Annotated in this window: 18 protein-coding genes; 6 read left to right on the forward strand and 12 right to left on the reverse strand. The window is 71.0% G+C overall.

Annotated elements, in window-relative coordinates; genetic code table 11:
* From AC1DVZ_RS06285 to rimP, 4 genes are all read right to left on the reverse strand, one after another.
* Nucleotides 1-408, reverse strand: a 408-nt coding sequence (locus tag AC1DVZ_RS06285; protein ID WP_477617322.1) for a translation initiation factor IF-2 N-terminal domain-containing protein, incomplete at its 3' end; no start/stop codon positions are given.
* 66 nt (nucleotides 409-474) lie between these two features.
* Nucleotides 475-903 (reverse strand): YlxR family protein, encoded by a 429-nt coding sequence (locus AC1DVZ_RS06290; RefSeq protein ID WP_477617323.1) that lies wholly within the window; start codon nucleotides 901-903, stop codon nucleotides 475-477.
* An 11-nt stretch (nucleotides 904-914) separates the two neighbouring features.
* Nucleotides 915-2,003 (reverse strand): transcription termination factor NusA, encoded by a 1,089-nt coding sequence (gene nusA, locus AC1DVZ_RS06295; RefSeq protein WP_477617324.1) that lies wholly within the window; start codon nucleotides 2,001-2,003, stop codon nucleotides 915-917.
* Nucleotide 2,004: 1 nt separating this feature from the next.
* Nucleotides 2,005-2,541, reverse strand: coding sequence for a ribosome maturation factor RimP (rimP, locus tag AC1DVZ_RS06300; RefSeq protein ID WP_477617325.1), 537 nt, complete (start codon nucleotides 2,539-2,541; stop codon nucleotides 2,005-2,007).
* Between the two features lie 100 nt (nucleotides 2,542-2,641).
* Between rimP and AC1DVZ_RS06305 the strand changes: the two genes are divergently transcribed.
* Nucleotides 2,642-3,679 (forward strand): DUF4439 domain-containing protein, encoded by a 1,038-nt coding sequence (locus AC1DVZ_RS06305; RefSeq protein ID WP_477617326.1) that lies wholly within the window; start codon nucleotides 2,642-2,644, stop codon nucleotides 3,677-3,679.
* Nucleotides 3,676-4,620: an aminoglycoside phosphotransferase family protein gene (locus AC1DVZ_RS06310; protein ID WP_477617327.1), complete on the forward strand. Its 945-nt coding sequence runs from the start codon at nucleotides 3,676-3,678 to the stop codon at nucleotides 4,618-4,620. The genes AC1DVZ_RS06305 and AC1DVZ_RS06310 overlap by 4 nt, the downstream gene beginning before the upstream one ends.
* Before the next feature lie 7 nt (nucleotides 4,621-4,627).
* Here AC1DVZ_RS06310 and AC1DVZ_RS06315 read toward each other — a convergent pair whose 3' ends face one another.
* Nucleotides 4,628-5,350, reverse strand: coding sequence for a response regulator (locus tag AC1DVZ_RS06315; protein WP_477617328.1), 723 nt, complete (start codon nucleotides 5,348-5,350; stop codon nucleotides 4,628-4,630).
* Nucleotides 5,343-6,953, reverse strand: coding sequence for a sensor histidine kinase (locus AC1DVZ_RS06320; RefSeq protein WP_477617329.1), 1,611 nt, complete (start codon nucleotides 6,951-6,953; stop codon nucleotides 5,343-5,345). The genes AC1DVZ_RS06315 and AC1DVZ_RS06320 overlap by 8 nt, the downstream gene beginning before the upstream one ends.
* Before the next feature lie 115 nt (nucleotides 6,954-7,068).
* Here AC1DVZ_RS06320 and AC1DVZ_RS06325 point away from each other — a divergent pair, with 115 nt between their 5' ends.
* Nucleotides 7,069-8,532, forward strand: a complete 1,464-nt coding sequence (locus tag AC1DVZ_RS06325; RefSeq protein WP_477617330.1) for a cation:dicarboxylate symporter family transporter — start codon at nucleotides 7,069-7,071, stop codon at nucleotides 8,530-8,532.
* Nucleotides 8,533-8,641: 109 nt separating this feature from the next.
* Here AC1DVZ_RS06325 and AC1DVZ_RS06330 read toward each other — a convergent pair whose 3' ends face one another.
* Genes AC1DVZ_RS06330 through AC1DVZ_RS06340 form a run of 3 tightly spaced genes read right to left on the reverse strand, consistent with a single transcriptional unit; the run spans nucleotide 8,642 to nucleotide 13,216 of the window.
* Entirely contained in the window at nucleotides 8,642-10,072 is a 1,431-nt protein-coding gene (locus AC1DVZ_RS06330; RefSeq protein ID WP_477617394.1) for a WS/DGAT/MGAT family O-acyltransferase, read from the reverse strand.
* A 19-nt stretch (nucleotides 10,073-10,091) separates the two neighbouring features.
* On the reverse strand, nucleotides 10,092-12,257 hold the full coding sequence (locus AC1DVZ_RS06335) for a molybdopterin-dependent oxidoreductase (RefSeq protein ID WP_477617331.1): 2,166 nt from the start codon (nucleotides 12,255-12,257) through the stop codon (nucleotides 10,092-10,094).
* On the reverse strand, nucleotides 12,254-13,216 hold the full coding sequence (locus AC1DVZ_RS06340; RefSeq protein WP_477617332.1) for an alpha/beta fold hydrolase: 963 nt from the start codon (nucleotides 13,214-13,216) through the stop codon (nucleotides 12,254-12,256). The genes AC1DVZ_RS06335 and AC1DVZ_RS06340 overlap by 4 nt, the downstream gene beginning before the upstream one ends.
* A gap of 136 nt (nucleotides 13,217-13,352) precedes the next feature.
* On the opposite strand from AC1DVZ_RS06340, the gene AC1DVZ_RS06345 reads away from it, so the two are divergent.
* Nucleotides 13,353-13,538, forward strand: coding sequence for a hypothetical protein (locus AC1DVZ_RS06345; RefSeq protein WP_477617333.1), 186 nt, complete (start codon nucleotides 13,353-13,355; stop codon nucleotides 13,536-13,538).
* A gap of 3 nt (nucleotides 13,539-13,541) precedes the next feature.
* On the opposite strand, the gene AC1DVZ_RS06350 is transcribed toward AC1DVZ_RS06345, so the two are convergent.
* Together AC1DVZ_RS06350 and AC1DVZ_RS06355 are read right to left on the reverse strand one after the other, a co-directional pair.
* Nucleotides 13,542-13,898: an Hpt domain-containing protein gene (locus AC1DVZ_RS06350; RefSeq protein ID WP_477617334.1), complete on the reverse strand. Its 357-nt coding sequence runs from the start codon at nucleotides 13,896-13,898 to the stop codon at nucleotides 13,542-13,544.
* Nucleotides 13,898-14,251, reverse strand: a complete 354-nt coding sequence (locus AC1DVZ_RS06355; protein ID WP_477617335.1) for a response regulator — start codon at nucleotides 14,249-14,251, stop codon at nucleotides 13,898-13,900. The genes AC1DVZ_RS06350 and AC1DVZ_RS06355 overlap by 1 nt, the downstream gene beginning before the upstream one ends.
* Nucleotides 14,252-14,495: 244 nt before the next feature.
* Here AC1DVZ_RS06355 and AC1DVZ_RS06360 point away from each other — a divergent pair, with 244 nt between their 5' ends.
* Both AC1DVZ_RS06360 and AC1DVZ_RS06365 read left to right on the forward strand, forming a co-directional pair.
* Complete coding sequence (locus tag AC1DVZ_RS06360) at nucleotides 14,496-14,912, forward strand: response regulator (protein WP_477617336.1); 417 nt, start codon at nucleotides 14,496-14,498, stop codon at nucleotides 14,910-14,912.
* Nucleotides 14,909-17,512 carry a hybrid sensor histidine kinase/response regulator gene (locus tag AC1DVZ_RS06365; RefSeq protein WP_477617337.1) on the forward strand — a complete coding sequence of 868 codons (2,604 nt, stop codon included), beginning with the start codon at nucleotides 14,909-14,911 and terminating at the stop codon, nucleotides 17,510-17,512. Before AC1DVZ_RS06360 ends, AC1DVZ_RS06365 begins: the two co-directional genes overlap by 4 nt.
* On the opposite strand, the gene AC1DVZ_RS06370 is transcribed toward AC1DVZ_RS06365, so the two are convergent.
* A complete protein-coding gene (locus tag AC1DVZ_RS06370) occupies nucleotides 17,509-18,276 on the reverse strand; it encodes a hypothetical protein (RefSeq protein WP_477617338.1) in 768 nt (255 codons plus the stop codon). The genes AC1DVZ_RS06365 and AC1DVZ_RS06370 overlap by 4 nt on opposite strands.
* Between the last annotated feature and the right edge of the window lie 278 nt (nucleotides 18,277-18,554).

The raw sequence follows: 18,554 nt of genomic DNA on the forward strand, positions 1-18,554 counted from the left end.
CTCCGGAGCAGCGGGCGCTGCCGGAGCCGGGCTCGCCGGTGCGGCGGCAGCTGGAGCCGCCACCGTCTCGGGAGACGCGGGTGCCGGGGCCGGGGCAGCCGTAGCGGCCGGAGCCGACGCGGCAGGAGCCGGAGCCGCTGGGGCAGCGGCGGGCGCTGCTGGCGCCGCTGGCGCGGTGGCGGCAGGTGCGGCGGGAGCGGCCGGACCGGCCGGCTTCGCTGCAGCCTGCTTGGCGGGAGCCTTCTTGAGGTCCTCGGGGAATGTCTCGGTCGCCTTGCGGACGACGGGGGCCTCAATCGTCGAACTGGCGGTCTTGACGTACTCGCCAATGCTGTTGAGGTGGGCGATCAGCGTCTTGCTGTCGGTGCCGAGCTCTTTGGCGAGCGCGCTTACACGGACCTTGGCCACGTTTCTCCTGTTCCTGGTCCGTGTGTCAGGTGACAGGCGCGGACCGTCGTTAAGGCTGGTTGGAGCTCATTGCTGAGTTCTCATCGAATGCTCATCAGCGTCAAACCCGATCTCGGTTCGATGGATATGGACGGTTCCCTCGGGTGAGGGCTGGGTGCTCGTGGTCGTGTCCAGGCCCTCGACGTATGCCGTGACCGCTGCCGGATCGGGGGCGGCGCTGACACGCAGCGCGCGACCGAACGCCCGGCGGCGAAGGGCCTGCTCAAGACAGTCGCCCGTGGGGTGCAGCCAAGCGCCGCGCCCCGGCAGGCAACGCCGCAGGTCAGGAGTCAGCCGGACTGCTCCGGTGTCATCCGTCTCCGCGACCACTCGCAGGAGTGCCGACCAGCTATCCGTCCGGCGGCATCCCACACACGTCCGGGTCGGTTGCCCGTGCGAGGTGTGGAGGGTCGTGCGCGATGCCGCTGGCCGGAGTCCAGTCCGGTCGGTCACCACCAGTCTAGCCCCTACTGCCGATCGGACGCGTCATCCGCACCCGCGGAGGACGCCGCGACGGGGGCGGTGTCGGGGCGGATGTCGATGCGCCAACCGGTGAGCTTGGCGGCCAGGCGGGCGTTCTGGCCCTCCTTGCCGATGGCCAGCGACAGCTGGTAGTCGGGGACGATCACGCGCGCCGAACGCAGGGTCTGGTCGACGATCTGCACCGACTGCACCCGGGAGGGCGACAGGGCTGCCGCCACGAAGGTGCGGGCGTCGTCGGAGTAGTCGACGATGTCGATCTTCTCCCCGTGGAGCTCGGTCATGACGGCACGGACGCGGGCGCCCATCGGGCCGATGCAGGCGCCCTTGGCGTTGAGCCCGGCGACCTTGGAGTGCACCGCGATCTTGGTGCGGTGGCCGGCCTCCCGCGCCAGGGCGGCGATCTCCACCGAACCGTCGGCGATCTCGGGCACCTCGAGGGCGAACAGCTTGCGGACGAGGTTGGGGTGGGTGCGCGACAGGCCGATCTGGGGGCCCTTGGGCCCGCGCCGCACGGACACCACGAAGCACCGCAGCCGCTCCCCGTGGACATACTTCTCCCCCGGCACCTGCTCGGCGAGGGGCAGGATGCCCTCGACCGTGCCGAAGTCGACCGTCACCACCCGGGGGTCGGGGCTCTGCTGGATGATGCCGGCGACGACGTCGCCCTCGCGACCCTTGAAGTCACCCATGATCGCGTCGTCCTCGAGGTCGCGCAGCCGCTGCACGATGACCTGCCGCGCGGTGGAGGCGGCGATCCGGCCGAAACCGGTCGGGGTGTCGTCGAACTCCGGGCCGTACTCACGCACGGGACGCTCGACCGGCGGCGGCGGGCCGTCGGACTCCGAGGCCCCGTCCGACTCCGCGCGCTCGGGCTCGGGCTGCTCGATCTCCTCCTTGGCCCAGACRATGACGTGCCCGGTCTTGCGGTCGAGCTCCACCCTTGCTGAGCGGTACGCGCCGTCGGTGCGGTGGTAGGCCACCAGGAGGGCCTGCTCGATCGCGGGGATGAGGATGTCGAGGGAGATGTCGCGCTCGCGCTCCAGCGCCCTCAGTGCAGCCAGGTCGATGTCCATGTCAGTTCTCCTCAGAATCGTCGTCGTCGTCGCTGGCTGCCCTCGAGAACTCGACCTGCACCACGGCCCTGGACACGTCGGCATACGCCACGTCCACGGACTGGGCGGGCACCTGCTTGACCGCAGGGACCTCGAGGGTCACACCTGTCTCACCAGCGGCAGTGATGCGGCCGGTGACGGCCGGGCCCTCCAGCGGGGTGATGGTCACCAGCCGGGAGACGTTGCGCCGGAAGTGGCGAGGCTCGGTCAGCGGCCGGTCGATGCCCGGTGACCCGACCTCGAGGGTGTAGGGCTGCTCGCCCATCGCGCCCGTCTCGTCGAGCGCATCGCTCACGGCTCGGGTGGCGTCGGCCACCTCGTCGAGGGTGAGGGGCGGCGTGGTGGTCGTCGTGTCCCCGGTCGCGTCGAGGATGCGGTCGATCCAGAGGCGGACCAGGCGACGCTTGCCTGCGGGGGTCACGGCGACGTCTTCGACCAACAGGCCGAGGTCGCGCAGCGGGCCCTCGACGGCGGGACGAATCTGTTCCTTGACGCTCACTGACTCGTCCTCTCTGAAGTTTGGTGGCCGTGCACCGCCACTCTATCCGCGCCGTCAGCGAGCCGCATGCCAGCACCGGCGGCCATGCCATGATCGGCCCATGCCCCAGGACGACGCCGGTATGCCGCCTTGCCCCACCCGGCGCCGCGTGCTCACCCTGGGGCTCGGCGTAGTCGCGGCAGCCTCGCTGGCTGCCTGCGGCATCAGGCTCGAGGACGACGCACCCAGGGTGCCGCTCATCCCCACCCGCGCACCCATACCGAGCGAGTCGTTCCTGCTGGCCCTGTGGCGGCACAGCGACGACCTCGCCCGCCTGGCCACGTCCCTGCGCGGACCGACGACCGGACTACCCGCACGGCTGGCCACCCTGCACCGCAGCCAGGTGTCGGTGCTGGAGACGGAGCTGCTGAGGCTGGGGGTCCCGCGCACGGTGCTGGACAAGGCCACGGGCAGCCCATCGGCCTCGGGAACCGCGACGGCAACGGCCACGACGGCCACGACGGCCACCGGCTCGGGAAGCCCCACCAGCTCGGCGAGCACGAGCACGGCCCCTCCCGTCCAGGGTCCCAAGGCTCTGGGCGCCGAGGAGGTCAGCGACCTCGGGCCGGCGGCGATCGCGTCGCTCGCGAGAGTGCCCTCGCCCGCCATCCCCCTGATCGGGAGTGTGCTCGCCCAGCGAGCCGCCGCGGCGACCCTGTTGGGTGCGCCCGCGACGTGGCCAGAGACCAGCTGGTCGGCCCCCTCCCTGGCTGCGTCCTACCTCGAGAGCACCCGCGCTGCCGTGTACGCCTTCGAGGTCGTGGCCGCGCAGTCCCCCAGTGGTGCCCAGCACACCCTCGCGCTGGCCACCCTCTCGGCCCTGGAGTCGCGCGCGCAGGACCAGGAGTCGCTGGCCGGGGCGTCCGCCGGGCCACCCGCCCTGGGCTACCCGCTGCCCTTTCMGGTGACGACGGCCGCGACGGCGCGCAGGCTGGCCGTGCAGGTGCTCACCGACCTGCGCGCGTCCGTCGCCAGGGACCTGGGGTCGACCGGCGGCGACATCGGGCCCCTCGGCGCGCTGGTCCAGTGGCTGGCCGACACCGAGGTCCTGGCGTCGCAGTGGGGTGTCCGGCTGTCCGCCTTCCCCGGCCTCGCGTGACCCGTCCCGAGGACGTCGCGCCGCTGGTTCCCGAGCACTTCCGTGCCTTCGTCCACCGCTTCTCGGAGCAGGACGGGGCCGTCGGCGGGCCGTCCGGCGCCGACTGGTCCGCGCGGCTGCCACGGCTGCTGGCCGAGGTGCTCGACCACTGGGGGCTGGAACCTCTGGGGGTCGGCGCCACCGGATGGACCGCGGTCGTCGTGCCGGTGCGCCGCGACGGCGAACGGCTGGCGCTCAAGCTCGTCTGGCCCCACATCGAGTCCCGCGACGAGCCGCTGGTGCTGCGGCAGTGGGACGGCCACGGCGCGGTCCGCCTTGTCGCGGCGGACCCCGGCCGTGGGGCCCTGCTGCTGGAGGCCCTCGACCCCGACCGCGACCTCCGCTCGGTCGACGTCGACGCCGCCTGCCAGACCGTCGGAGGGCTGCTGCGGGAGCTGAACGTCCCTGCCCCGCATGGGCTTCGGCCGCTCTCGGCGTTCGCCCGGGAACAGCTCGCGACGCTGGAGAAGGCCGACGGTGCGCTCCCCCGCCGGATGCTGGAACGCACGTCCGGCCTCGTGCGAGACCTCACCAGCGACCCTGCGTGCGACGCCACGCTGGTCCACACGGACCTGCACTACGAGAACGTGCTCGCCAGCCTCCCCGGCTCGGGTCGCCCGGACTGGCTGGCCATCGACCCGCACGCCATGGCCGGACACCCCGGCTTCGAGATCCAGCCCCTCCTGCGCAACCGCACCCACGAGCTCGGCACCGGGTCGACCTTCCGCTACCTGGTGCGGCGCCGACTCGAGATCTGTTGCGACGCAGCCGGTATCGACGAGGACGAGGCCCTCGCGTGGACCTACGTCCACACCGCGATCGAGGCCGGTTGGGCGGCCGCAGACGGCGACCGTGAGGCGGTGTCCTTCAACGTCGCGCTGCTCAAGGCCCTCGACGCCTGAGCAGGGGTCACCTTGCTGACACCCAGCGGTACTCGACCTCGGGACGCCCGGCACCGGCATACCTCTGGGTGCGCACGGCGAGGCGGTTGTCGCAGAGGTGCTCGGCGTAGCGGCGAGCGGTCACGCGACTCACGCCGATGGCCTCACCGAGCTCGGTCGCGGACAGGCCCGAGCCGGCGCCCCGCAGCGCCCGGGTCACGCGCGCCAGCAGCTCCTCGCTCATTCCCTTGGGCAGCGCGGTGGGGGTGCTGGTGCGCACGCCGGCGAAGACCTCGTCGACCTCCGCCTGGGTGGACAGGTGCTGGGTGTCGCCGAGCTGGGTCCGATAGGCGCGGTAGGCCTCGAGGCGGTCGCGCAGGGTCGCGAAGACGAAGGGCTTGAGGAGGTACTGCACGACGCCCAGGGACACCGCCGACCGGACCACGTCGAGGTCACGGGCCGACGTCACGGCGATCACGTCGGCCTGGTGTCCCCCGGCGCGCATTGCCCGGATGACGTCGAGGCCGTGCCGGTCGGGCAGGTTCATGTCGAGCAGCACGACGTCGACCGGCGTGGACTGCAGGGCGCGCAGCGCCTCGTGGCTGGTGGCGGCCGTGGCCGCCACGACGAAGCCGGGCACCCGCCCCACGTAGGCCGCGTGGGCCTCGAGGGCGACCGGCTCGTCCTCGACGACGAGGACTCTGAGGGCAGCGGGCAGGGCTGCGTCGACGGACGGGTCGTCGTCAGGCACGGGTCTTCGCCTCCAGCGGCAGCCGCACGGTGAACCGGGCACCCGGCGGCCCGGACACCTCCAGCAGCCCGTCGAGGCGCGCCACCGACTGCGCCACGAGGGCCAGCCCGATGCCGCGACGACCCGCCCCGCCCTGCTCCTTGGTGGAGAACCCGCGTCGGAACGCCTCGTCGACGGCGTCGGGGGGCAGCCCCGGACCGGAGTCCGCCACGCTCAGCACGACCTGGCCGCCCTCGATCCGCGAGGACACCTCGACGCGACGTTCGCCCGAGTCCGAGGTGACGGCGTCGAAGGCGTTGTCGATGAGGTTGCCCACGATGGTCACGACGTCGCGCACGGGCGCGAGGTCCTGCGGCCAGACCGCGTCGTCGGCGATCCGGAAGTCGATCCCGCGCTCACCGGCCTGGGCGGCCTTGCCGAGGAGCAGCGCGGTCAGGGCCGGTTCGCCCACCGACCCCACCACGCTGTCGGTGAGGCGCTGCGAGACCTGCAGCTCGTCGGTGGCGAAGGCCAGCGCGCGGTCGGGGTGGCCGAGCTCGATGAGCGACACGATGGCGTGCAGCCGGTTGGCCGACTCGTGGGCCTGCGAGCGCAGCGCCTCGGTGAGCCCGCGGGCCGAGTCGAGCTCGCCGGTGAGGTGCTCGAGGTCGGTGCGGTCGCGCACCGTCGCGACGAACCCCAGCGCGCGGCCGTTCCACTGGGCGCGCGCCTTGTTGAGGACGAGCACGCGGGCCGAGGTGACGTGCAGCTCGTCCTCCCGCGGCTCGCCGTCCGTCAGGGCGGCGAGGAGTGGGGCGGACAGGCCCAGCTCTTCGACGGGGCGGCCACGCGCGTCCTCGGGCAACCCGAGCAACCGGACCGCCTCGTCGTTGGCGAGCCGGAGCCGTCCGTCGAGGTCGGTCAGCAGGAGCCCCTCGGTCACCGCGTGCAGCACGGCGTCGTAGTACTCGACCATCTCCCGCAGCTGCCGCTCGCCGAGTCCGTGGGTCTGGCGGCGGATGCGACGGCTGACGAGCGCGGTGCCCAAGCCGGACAGCAGGGCTGCGGCCAGCCCGGCGAGCAGCAGCGCCGGGAGCTGCCCGCGCAGCCGCTCGCTCACCGCAGCCTTGCGGATGCCGACCGCCACCAGCCCGACGACCGAATCGGCGTCGTCCCGGACGGGCACCACGACGCGGCGAGAGGGGCCGAGCGTGCCGGTGTAGTCCTCGACCACGGTGCCACCAGCGCGGGCCGCGGCGATGTGACCGAGGAACTGGCCACCGATCTGCCTGGGGTCGGGGTGGGTGTAGCGGATCCCGTCCGGGCTCATCACGACGACGAAGTCGGTGCGCGTCTCCCGGCGGACGTCCTCGGCGAAGGCCTGCAGCTCCGGTCCGGGCGCACCGGTGCGGACCCCCGCGACGACGGACGGTGTGCTGGCCACCGTCTCGGCGACGGCGGTCGCCCGCGCGGTCGCCTCCTGCGTGCCGGCCCGCTGTGCCTGCGCATAGGCCGCCAGGGTCCCCACCCCGACCACGAGCAGGGCGACGAGCACCTGCAGCGCGAAGGTCTGCGCCGCCACGCTCCACCGCGCGGGTGCGGTGAGCCACCGAGGTGCGCTCACCGGCATACCGGGAACTCAAAGAACACAAACGTGACCCTAGTCACTGGTGGGGCCACCCTCGACCTTGTTCACCGCTCCCGGGCACCGCCCGGGACCCGATCCCCTGGAGACCACCGTGAGCACCAGCGCCGACAGCGTCGTCGAACGCCCCGCACCGAAGCGGGACCGCACGCACTACCTCTACATCGCCGTCATCGTGGCGATGGTCCTCGGCATCATCGTCGGGTTCGTCAATCCCGAGTTCGGGGTCAAGCTCAAGTGGCTCGGCACCGGTTTCGTGAGCCTCATCAAGATGATGATCACCCCGGTCATCTTCTGCACGATCGTGCTGGGCATCGGCTCGGTCCGCAAGGCCACGCAGGTCGGCAAGGTGGGTGGGCTGGCCCTGGCCTACTTCGTCACGATGTCGACGTTCGCGCTCGGGATCGGCCTGCTCGTCGGCAACATCGTCAAGCCCGGCGCCGGCCTGCACCTCACCGACGAGCTGGCCGCCAGCGGCCAGAAGGCGGTGGGCGAGGCCCACACGACGACCACCGACTTCATCCTCGGGCTCATCCCCGACACCGTCGTCTCGTCGCTCACCTCGGGCTCGGTGCTCCAGGCCCTGCTGGTGGCGCTGCTCGTGGGCTTCGCGCTGCAGAAGATGGGTCGCGCCGGAGAGCCGATCTTGGTCGGCATCAAGCACGTCGAACGCCTCGTCTTCCGCCTGATGGCGATGATCATGTATGTCGCGCCGATCGGTGCGTTCGGAGCGATGGCCGCCGTCGTGGGCGCCACCGGCGTCGACGCGCTCAAGAGCCTGGCCCAGGTGATGGTCGCGTTCTACATCACCTGCGCGCTGTTCGTGTTCGTCGTCCTGGGGACGCTGCTCAAGCTGGCGACCGGGGTCAACGTCTTCGCCCTGCTGCGTTACCTCGCCCGCGAGTTCCTCCTCATCCTGTCGACGTCGTCGTCGGAGTCGGCCCTGCCGCGGCTCATCGCCAAGATGGAGCACGCGGGGGTGTCCCGGCCGGTCGTCGGGATCACGGTGCCGACGGGCTACTCGTTCAACCTCGACGGCACCGCGATCTACCTGACGATGGCGTCGTTGTTCATCGCCGACGCCATGGACAAGCCGTTCTCCATCGGTCAGCAGATCTCGTTGCTGGTGTTCATGATCATCGCCTCCAAGGGTGCCGCTGGCGTGACGGGTGCGGGTCTGGCCACGCTGGCCGGCGGCTTGCAGTCGCACCGCCCCGACCTGGTCGACGGCGTCGGTTTCATCGTCGGCATCGACCGGATGATGAGCGAGGCGCGCGCGCTGACGAACTTCGCCGGCAACTCGATCGCGACGGTGCTGATCGGTCACTGGGTGGGCGAGCTCGACCGGCCACGCCTCGACGCGGTCCTCGCCGGCGACCTGCCGTTCGACGAGGCGACGCTCATCGACGACGACCACGAACCCGCGACGGACCGTTCGGTCGGCAGCGACCCCGACCGTGCACCCGAGCGAGAGCCCGAGCGCGGGCCCGAGCGCGGGCCCGAAATGCTCGGCAGCCCGGACCCGGTCGCCCCTGGCGCGGTCACTCGCGGCCACTGATCGGCGGCACTTCTGGCCACTGATCGGCGGCACTTCTGGCCACTGGTGTTCCGGTGCCGGGCTCCTGGGAGCTCGGGACCGGGCACTGGTGGCCAGAAGTCGTTGACGGTCAGGGCTGCTGGTCGGTCGCGGTCGCGGTCCCCGTCCCGGTGCCGGACACGGCGGCGGCGACGAGCTCGTTGAAGCCGGCGCGAATGCCGTCGGCGATGACCTCGACGTCCGGGAAGCTGTCGAAGTCCGCGGTGATCCCGAAGCTGAAGGTGTCCAGGTAGGAGAAGATCCCGGTGGCCACCCGCACCCCGGCGAAGACCGGCACGTAGGGGTGCGACTCGACGAGCCGGTGACCGAGGAGGTACAGCGGGATCCGCGGACCGGGGACGTTGGTCGTCCCGGTCTGGGTGAGCCTGTTGGGCATCCGCGACATAGACCGGGCGCCGAGCGCGAGCAGCGTGGGTGCGGCGTAGTCGGCCAGCCCGACGATGGCGGCCGCGTCCACCGCCCCCATCCCCCGCTTGTTGCGGTCCATCTGCTCGCGGATCGAGGCCAGCCGCCTGACCGGGTCGTCCTCGGCGACGGGGAGGTCGACGACGACGCTCGTGACCTGGTTGTTCACCTGACCACGACCTGACGCCTGACGCGTCGAGACCGGCACGAGCGACCGCACCACCATGTCGGGGACGAGCTCGCCCCTGCCCATCACGAGGTCGCGATGGCCGCGGGTCACCGCCGCGAGGATGACGTCGTTGCCGGTCCCGCCCAGGCCGGTGCGGATGGTCTTGACCTCCGCCATGGTGGCCTCCGTCCAGACCCAGCGCCGGTTGGGGCCGAGGGGGCCGTTCATGCTCTTGGGAGTCACCTGTCCGCGCCCGGGGATCATCTGTGCAATCTGTTGCGGGACAAGCTCTTTGGCCGCGACGCCGACGCCGGCGAGCGCCCGGGGCACCTTGCCGAGGTCCGAGAGGCTGGGCACGCCGATGGCTTGCACGGGCTCCTGCACGAAGTCGCGCAAGGACCCAGCCGTGAGCGCGAGCGTCGACGGGGACGGGTTGGGCGACCAGTCGGGGGGCTCCCGGCGCTCCGGCTCGGGTTCGAGGTCGAAGATCACCTGCATGAGGTCGGTGCTGCCCTCACCGTCGATCATGCAGTGGTGCGCCTTGGAGATCAGGGCCCACCGGTCGTCGGCAAGACCCTCGACCAGCCACGCCTCCCACACCGGCTTGGTCATGTCGAGGCGCTGCGCGAACACGCGACCGGCCAGGTTGCGCAGCTGCTCCGGGCCTCCGGGCTTCGGTAGCGACGTGTGCCTCACGTGGTAGAGCAGCTGGAAGTGCGGGTCGTCGACCCAGATCGGGCGGCCGACCTGGAAGGGCACCGTCTTGATCACCTGCCGGTAGCGCGGGACCTGGTCCATCTTGGCGGCGAGGAGTCGGACGAGGTCACCATAGGCCGGCGCTGGACCCTCCATGACGGACACCCCGCCCACGTGCATCGGGGTGTTCTCGCCCTCCATGTAGTAGAACATCGCGTCCATCGCGCTCATCCGGTCCACGGACGGCTCCTCAGGCTGGGGTGACGGTGATGGGTATGCCGTTGAGGGCGGCAGTTCCCGTGAGGGCGTCGACGAACAGGTCGTCGGCGAGGACATTGCTGTTGACACCCGCGTGCACGCTCGCCACGGCCGTCCGGGCTCCCGGGCTGGTGTGCCCCCAGCCGTGCGGGATGCTGACGACGCCCGGACGCACCACATCGGTGACCTGCACCGGCAGCGTGATCGAGCCGGCCCGTGAGCGCACCACCGCGTCACCGCCGTCGCGCAGCCCGATCCGCGCCGCGTCGTCGGGGTGCACGTGTGCCGTGCAGGTGTTGGCACCGCGCACCAGTGGAGTCAGGTTGTGCATCCACGAGTTGTTCGAGCTGAGCTGACGCCGCCCGATGAGGACCAGGCCCTCCGTCGGGACGGTGTCCAGGAGGGCGACCAGCCGCGGCACGTCGCCGGTGATGGCGGTCGGGGTCAGCTCGATGGTGCCGCTGGCGGTGCGCAGGACCTCGGGGATCCGCGACGTGAGGGGGCCGAGGTCGAGTCCGTGCGGTGCGGCTTCGAGGTCAGCCAGGGTGAGGTCGTAGGGACCGGCGCGCAGCATCAGGTCGAGCAGCCGGGCGGGCCCGCGCCGGGGAGCGCTGACGGCCGGGTCGAGCTGGTGGCGGGCAGCCGTCTGCGCTGCCATGAGGTCGTCGAGGGCCTCGATGTCGGCCCGGGGTCCCTGCCCGGCCGCGATGCCTGCCAGCCGTAGGAGCGTCTGCCACTCCTGGGGCAGGTCGGTCGCCATGGCCGCCGGACTCCAGTTCGCCATGTTGCGCACCGACAGCTGGGTGAAGGTCAGGTCGAAGTGCTCGCGGGCGAGCGGGGACGGCCCCGGCAGGATGACGTCAGCGTGCTCACTCGTCTCGTTGAGGTAGACGTCGAGGGACACCATGAAGTCGAGGGTCTGCACCGCCTCGCGCAGCCGGTCGGCGTTGGGCGTGCTCAGACAGGGGTTGCCTCCGACGACCACCAGGGCCCGCACCTGCCCCGGTCCGGGTGTGAGGATCTCCTCTGCCAGCGTCGCAACCGGCAGTTCCCCCATCACCTCAGGGAGGCTCCGGACGCGGCTGCTCCAGCGTCCGTGTCGCCAGACCTTGGTCGGCGGACTGCCTTTGGCTGCAACGCTGTTCGCCTGTCCGGCTGGGGCAAGGGGGAACATCGCCCCACCCGGTCGGTCGAGGTTGCCCGTGATGACGTTGAGCACGTCGACGAGCCAGCTGGCCAGGGTGCCGAACGCCTGCGTCGTCGTCCCGATCCGGCCGTAGACGGCCGCACTCTCGGCGGCGGCGAGCTCTCGAGCCATCCGCTCGATCTCGGCGGCATCGATGCCGGTGTGCTCCGCGACAGCCTCGGGGGTGAACGGGAGAGCGAGTCCCGTCAGGGCGTCGAGCCCGGTCACGTGGTCGGCGAGGTGCCGCAGGTCGGCCAGGCCCTCGCGGAGGATCACGTTGACCAGCCCGAAGAGGAGCAGGGCGTCGGCGCCCGGCCTGATGGCGTGGTGCTCGTCAGCTGCCTCGGCCGTTCGGGTCCTTCGCGGGTCGACGACGACGACCTTGCCACCGCGGTCCCGGATCGCCTTGAGGCGTCCCCGGGCGTCCGGCACGGTCATCAACGAACCGTTCGACACCAAGGGGTTGGCTCCGAGCAGGAGCAGGTGGTGGGTGCGGTCGAGGTCCGGCACCGGGATGCTCATGGGGTCGCCGAACAGGTAGCCGGACGAGTAGTGCTTCGGCAGCTGGTCCACGCTGCCGGCGGTGTAGATGTTGTGCGTGCCGACGGCGCGGTAGAACGCACGGCCGTAGAGCGTCACGCCGAGGTTGTGCGACGAGGGGTTGCCCAGGTAGAACGCGACCGCGTCCTGGCCGTGCTCCGCGATGATGGGCACCAGCCGTCGGTCGATCTCCTCGAACGCCTCGTCCCAGGTCACGTCATGCCACTGCCCGTCACGCTTGACGAGAGGACCGCGCAGCCGGTCGGGGTCCTCGTGCAGCGCCTTGAGCGAGGCGCCCTTGGGACAGATGAAGCCGCGTGAGAACGCGTCCTCGTCGTCGCCGCGCACCGAGGTGACCGTCTCGCCGTCGAGGGTGACGGCCAGGCCGCACGTCGCCTCGCACAGCGGACAGGTCAGGTATGCCGTGGTCATGGGCCCGGGGTGAAGCCCTGGTCTCCCAGCCAGGTCACCATTCGCTCCCAGACGGCATCGGGCACCTCGAGCTGTGGGGTGTGGCCGACGCCCGGCAGGAACATCGTCTCCCAGGAGGGATTGTCGGCGGCCACGGCCCGCGCAGCCGCGACGGGGACCAGCCGGTCCAGCTCTCCGTGCAGGAGCAGGACGGGCTTGTCGATGCTCCGCATCACCGACCGGTAGCGGCGCGGGTTGGCCAGCACCCCCATCAGGGACCGCGCCGCACCGAGGAACGCCGCCTCCTGGCCCGGCACCGTGCGGCGGTGCGCCCCGAGGACCACTCCCGCGTCGACGACTGCAGGATCGGCGCGGGTCGGGTCGGCGAAGCAGAGGTTCACGACGTTCTGGACACGCTGGCGGTCACTGGTCCTCCTGGTCATCAGCTCCAGGTAGCGCTCACCGAGGAACGGGGTGGCGTACACCAGGAACGCGGCGCTGACGGCGAGGTCCGGGCGTTGCCGTGGCACCGGGATGGACGGGTCGATGAGGACGAGTCCTTCGACCAGCTCAGGATGCGCGGCCGCCATCAGCAGCGACACCATCCCGCCCATGGAGTTGCCCACGAGGACCACGGGACCCCCCACGACCTCCCGGACGAACCGCGCCAGCAGGTCTGCGTTCGCCTGCACCGAGGTGGACCGGTGGGTCCCCGGCGTGAGCCCGAAGCCCGCCTGGTCCACGGCATACACGTGGTGGCGTCGCGCCAGCTCGGGCGCGACCCCGACCCAGTTGAGGTGCGAGCCGCCGAGTCCGTGGACCAGGACGACCGGCACTCCGGCCGTGGAATCGTCGGACTGGTCCGGGCCGCCGTAGTCCACCCAGTGCACCGGGCCGCCGAGGTCACTGACCCACCCGGTGCCGCCCCACGGCTCGGCGAGCTGGAGGCTCGCCGGCCGCGATGCCGTCTGTGCTGTCACCTGTTGCTCACCCTCCGCACCGCCTCACGTCCGGAGCTTGCAGCGGCGCCTCGCGAGGTGAAAGAAATGGGGTTCTGACGCACGACCGACCCTAGGCGTCGGCCCCAGCCCCGGCAAGGACCTGTGGGCCGTCGAGGTGGCCGAGACCGGGGAGTTCGCGGGGTTCACGGGTCTGTCGATCCCCCGCTTCGACGCGCCATTCATGCCTGCCGTGGAGATCGGGGACTTCGACCACCCGCTGGTTCCCGAGGGCAGCCCGGGACGGCGCCACTGGCTCTACCGGATCACCGCCAGCACGTGGCGCGCCCGTCCGACCGCCTGAACGTCAGCCCGGATCGGTCCCGGCAGTCAGGGCTGCGCGCAGCTGAGCGACGAGCCCCAGCCCCCGCTGGGCCCTGACCTTGGTGTCCTCGGTGCCGTCGACCTCGCACAACAGAGCCTCCAGCGTGCGGCCGAGCCGGCTCGCCTCACCGAAGCCGAAGGTGCCTGCCGAACCCACCAAGGAGTGGGCAGCCCGACTCGCGGTCAGCCGGTCGTCCTCAGCCAGGGCGCCGTCACCGAGGCGGTGAAGGGCCTCCGCGATGGCCTCCACCCGCGCGAGGTTCGTGACCCTCGCGCGGTCACGAAAGGATGCCATCGTCGGCAGCGCTGCCTCTGGACCGATGGGCTGGTCGGGGGACATCAGGACCAGCCGAGGATCGCGGACAGCTCGGCCGCGAGCAGCATCGGGTCGAACGGCTTGCGCAGCACCCCGTCCACGGGCAGGGCCGCCAGGGCGGCGCGTTCGGCGGCCAGGACACTCGCGGTGAGAAGCACGATGGGTATGCCGGCCGTGGCGGGATCAGCCCGAAGGGCCACCACCGCGGTGGGACCGTCCATGCGCGGCATCATCACGTCCATGACGATCGCGTCGGGCTGTTCGGCGCGAGCACGGTCCAGCGCCTGCTGGCCGTCGGCTGCCGTGATGACGCTCCAGCCGCCGACCAGTTCCAGGCTCATCTGGGCCACTTCGAGGATGAGCTCATCGTCATCCACCACGAGCACTCGGCGGGCAACGCTGCCCTGAGAACTGGCGTTCGCGGCCGCGTTCACCTGCAGGAATGGTGGAATCGGAGTTTTGCGGCCATTTGCCCAGTGTGCAGCACCTTCACCCCCTGCGCACACTCGAGCGGCCTGCGCCCACAAGGCGCGCTTGGCCGCGAACCGGTGGCGCAGGGCCAATTAGGGGGCACACTGTGCACATGAGGACAAAAGCACCAGCGAGCGACCAGCGCACTCGATGAGCGACACCGGGGGTGTTGCAGCGGGATCGAAAGGGGTGGGGGCCCGACGGGTCCTCGTCGTCGATGACGACGAGCTGATCCTCGAGGTGGCACAGATGTGCCTGGAAGCGGTGGGAGGCTGGCAGGTGACGACCGCCAGCAGTGGTCAGGAAGGGCTGGACCGCGCCGTCTCGGAGCGGCCTGATGCCATCGTCATGGACGTGATGATGCCCGGCATGGACGGCCCCGCGACCGCCGTGGCCCTGCACGAGAACCCGGTGACGACCGGCATACCCATCGTCCTGCTGACGGCGAAGGCCCAGGGAAAGGGGCAGACTGACCTGTCCACGCTGCCGATCATCGGCGTCCTGAGCAAGCCCTTCGACCCGATGCTCCTGCCTGCCACGCTGTCGTCGATGCTGGGCTGGTCGTGACGACCTCCCCCGCCGACGCGCAACGAGGTCCCGGATGGGTGAGCCGGCTCAGGTCGGGCGACCCCCTCGCCGGTCTGCCGTTGGGCCGCGCGCTGCTCGTGGCTGCAGTGGTCGCGGTCCTGCTCCCGCTGTTGGTGGTCACCACGGCGCTGACCGGCTTCGCCGACGTGGAGCGCGCCCACGCCAGGGCCACCGATCTGCGCATGGCCCAGCAGTACCAGCAGGATGCCAGCCTGATGTACGCCACCATCCACGGTGATGTGCTGGAGTCGCTCGAGGCCTTCGGGGGCAACAACGAGAACGGCGCCGAGCTCGCGGCCCGCACCCAGACCCACGTCGCCCGGCTCGAGTCCGACCTGGGCAGGCTGAACGCGTCGACGCTGCCCACCTCGCTCGACCCGGATGTGCGCGCCCTGGACTCCCGGCTGAAGGCCTACGCCGCCGAGGCGCTCAGGCTGACCACCCTGGCTGCCACGTCGCCCAGCCAGGCTCGTGAGGAGCACGCGGCCTTCGACGAGGCCTTCGACGAGATGGGCGAGCCCCAGTCGACGTTGACGGCCGAACTCGCTCGTCACGCAGCGATGGCGAACCAGGCGGCCGACCGCCGTCAGGAAGAGGCGATCCGCTGGACCGCCATGGTCGCAGCAGCCACCTTGGGCGCGATGCTGCTCCTCGCCTTCGCGCTGTACCGTCTCGGCAGGGGGAACGAGGCCCTACTGGGCCGCGTGGAGGAGAACGCCCAACGGCTCGCCTTCAGCAACGACGAGCTCCAGGACGCCCAACAGCTGGCCCACATCGGTAGCTGGCAGTGGGACCTCGCGACCGCGAAGACCCAGTGGAGCGCCGAGTTCTACCGCATCCTGGGTATCCACCCGGACACCGAGGGCCACCACGCCGACCTGTTCACCGCCCGCGTCCACCCCGATGATGCGGCCGACGTCGTCCGAGCCCAGGAGAAGGCGGCCACCTCGCCCGGCGACGTCCACTCCGAGTACCGCATCGTGCGCCCCGACGGCACCGTCCGGGACGTCCGCGCCATGGGACGGGCGGTGCGCGACGACTCCGGCACCATCGTTCGCCTCGTCGGGACGATGCAGGACATCACCGAGCAGCGCGTCGTCCAGCGGATGAAGGACGAGTTCGTCGGGGTCATCAGCCACGAGCTGCGCACGCCCCTGACGTCGATCCGCGGCGCGCTCGGACTCATGGCCGGTGGCGCCGTCGGGACCCTGCCGCCCAAGGCGCAGCGGATGGCCGACGTGGCCCTGAACAGCTGCCAGCGCCTGGTCCGCCTGGTCAACGACATCCTCGACGTGGAGAAGCTGTCCGCCGGAAAGCTCGAGCTCGACGTGGAGCGGCTGTCCGTGGACGAGCTGGTCGGTGCGGCCCTCGAGGAGATGCGTGCGATGGCGCAGCAGGCCGGCGTGACGCTCAGCGCGAACCACACCGACGCTGTCGTCCTCGGCGACCGCGACAGGATCGCCCAGACGCTGGCGAACCTGCTCAGCAACGCGGTGAAGTTCTCCCCCGAGGGTGGGGTGGTGACGGTGTCCGCCGGGCCAGCGTCGCCCGAGGCCGGTGGTGACGGCATGGTGCTGTTCACCGTGACCGACCAGGGCCCGGGCATCCCCGCCGACAAGCTCGAGACCATCTTCGACCGGTTCGCCCAGGTGGACGCCTCGGACACCCGCGCCAAGACCGGCACCGGTCTCGGCCTGCCCATCTGCCGCGGCATCGTCGAACAGCACGGCGGCCGGATCTGGGCGACCAGCACACCCGGGTCGGGCAGCACGCTGACGTTCATCCTGCGGGCCGCACCCGTGCAGGCCGAGGACGAGCAAGCCGGACCGAGGCCGGTCGGCGCGATCCTCATCTGCGACGACGACCCGGACATCGTCGAGGTCCTGGCCGCCATGCTCGAAGCCCACGACTACTCCACCCTGATCGCGCACACCGGCCAGCAGGCGCTGGACCTCGCTGCCGACCAGGCGCCCAGCCTGATCCTCATGGACCTTCGTATGCCGGGAATGTCGGGGTGGGAGACCATCGCCGCCCTCGGCGCGAACCCGACCACCACCCACATCCCCATCGTCATCCTCAGCGCCCTGGCCCCGGACGACATCGCCGTCCCCACCGCGTCGTCCTGGCTGACGAAACCCGTCGACCAGCGTGCCCTGATGAGCTCCCTGCGCAAGGCACTGGGCACCGACGCCACCACCAGCGTCCTCGTCATCGAGGACGACGAGGACTTGGGCGACGTCCTCAAGGGCTTCTTCACGGACCACGGGGTCCACGCCCGCGTGGCCCACACCGGGATGCAGGCCCTGGCCATGAGCCGTGAGGTGGCGCCTGACCTTCTCGTCCTCGACCTCGGGCTGCCTGACATCGACGGGTATGCCGTCGTCGAGGCGTTGCGCCGCGACGAGCGACTGCGCTCGCTGCCGATGGTCGTCTACACCGGCAGGGAGCTCGACGAGAACGACCGGGGCCGGCTGCGCCTGGGCGAGACCCGGTTCGTGACCAAGGCAGGAGAGTCTCCAGCCGACTTCGAACGGCAGGTCATCGGTCTGCTGCGGACCATCACCTCACCCACGCACTAGTAGTCGGTGCCGGCCAGCGGCACGTGCAAAGTGCCGAGCATCGCACTGCGTCGAGCCGCGACCATGAGCGGTCCGACGTCGCCGTTGAAGCGCTCGACACCCTCAGCAAGACACAGCAGCAGGATCTCCAGGGACCGGACCGGCTGGGTCCATTTCAGCAGCACATCGGCCCCCAGGGCGTCCCGCATCGTCTCGACCTGGCCGAACCCCGTCCGCTGCCCACGCCACGACCCGCCTTGGACCATCCACACGCCCGCGTCCGTTGCCCGGCGGCAGGCCTTGGCGATCTCCGGCGATGTCAGGTCTTCGGTGTCCAGGACGATACGGACACGGACGTCCCGCTGGTCCATGGAGGCAACCAGGGCGGCGGTCTGGCGCTCGAACTCGCCGCCGCTGCCGACGCCCATTCGTTCCTTCGTGGCCACCAACGCCATCTCGTTGGCACCTTGGTCAGTCAGGACCAGGGCCTGGCTGATCATGCTGGGGGTGTCGAGTACCTCGGTGTCCGGGCTGTCCCAACACACCGCGGTGGCGACAGCCACCGCGGTGCCGGAAAGCGCTTGGGAGGCGGAGGCAACGCTCTCCGGGCGGCAGATGACGGCCGCGCAGCCGGCCAGAGCCGCGTCGGCGCACCCTTGCCCGGTCGCCCCCGGGACATCTGGCTGCCCGTAGAGACGGTGGTCGAGGTGTGCTGCCACATCGGCCACGCTCATGGTGCGGCGGCTGCGCAGCCTTGCGTCCCTGGCGTACACGTGTCCGTTCATGAACGGTCCCCCTCGTGCCGGTGATCCCGTCACGTCAGCTGTTCAGAACCCGCGATACCTTGCGGTAACTTCCGACAGTAGCCCTCAACTCGGGCAAAAAGGGCCTTTTGTGTGCGAGGGTCCCCCAGCCCCGGTCTCCAAACCGGTGTCCGGCGGCCGGCGCCCCACTCGGGGCACGTCGACAGATCCCTTTTGACAAACCGTACAAAGGGGGCGACCCTCAACAGCAGCAACAGCGGGGAAGTTTCGCGCGGACAGCGCCCCCAACTGGTACGGCC

The organism is Pedococcus sp. P2_E5 (assembly GCF_056403895.1).

What these genes read in the sequence shown, in the direction of transcription:
- AC1DVZ_RS06330 (WP_477617394.1), bottom strand. Translation starts at nt 10,072, where the DNA reads ATGAGCGCGATGGACGCGATGTTCTACTACATGGAGGGCGAGAACACC.
- AC1DVZ_RS06335 (WP_477617331.1), bottom strand. Translation starts at nt 12,257, where the DNA reads ATGACCACGGCATACCTGACCTGTCCGCTGTGCGAGGCGACGTGCGGC.
- AC1DVZ_RS06350 (WP_477617334.1), bottom strand. Translation starts at nt 13,898, where the DNA reads ATGTCCCCCGACCAGCCCATCGGTCCAGAGGCAGCGCTGCCGACGATG.
- AC1DVZ_RS06360 (WP_477617336.1), top strand. Translation starts at nt 14,496, where the DNA reads ATGAGCGACACCGGGGGTGTTGCAGCGGGATCGAAAGGGGTGGGGGCC.
- AC1DVZ_RS06370 (WP_477617338.1), bottom strand. Translation starts at nt 18,276, where the DNA reads ATGAACGGACACGTGTACGCCAGGGACGCAAGGCTGCGCAGCCGCCGC.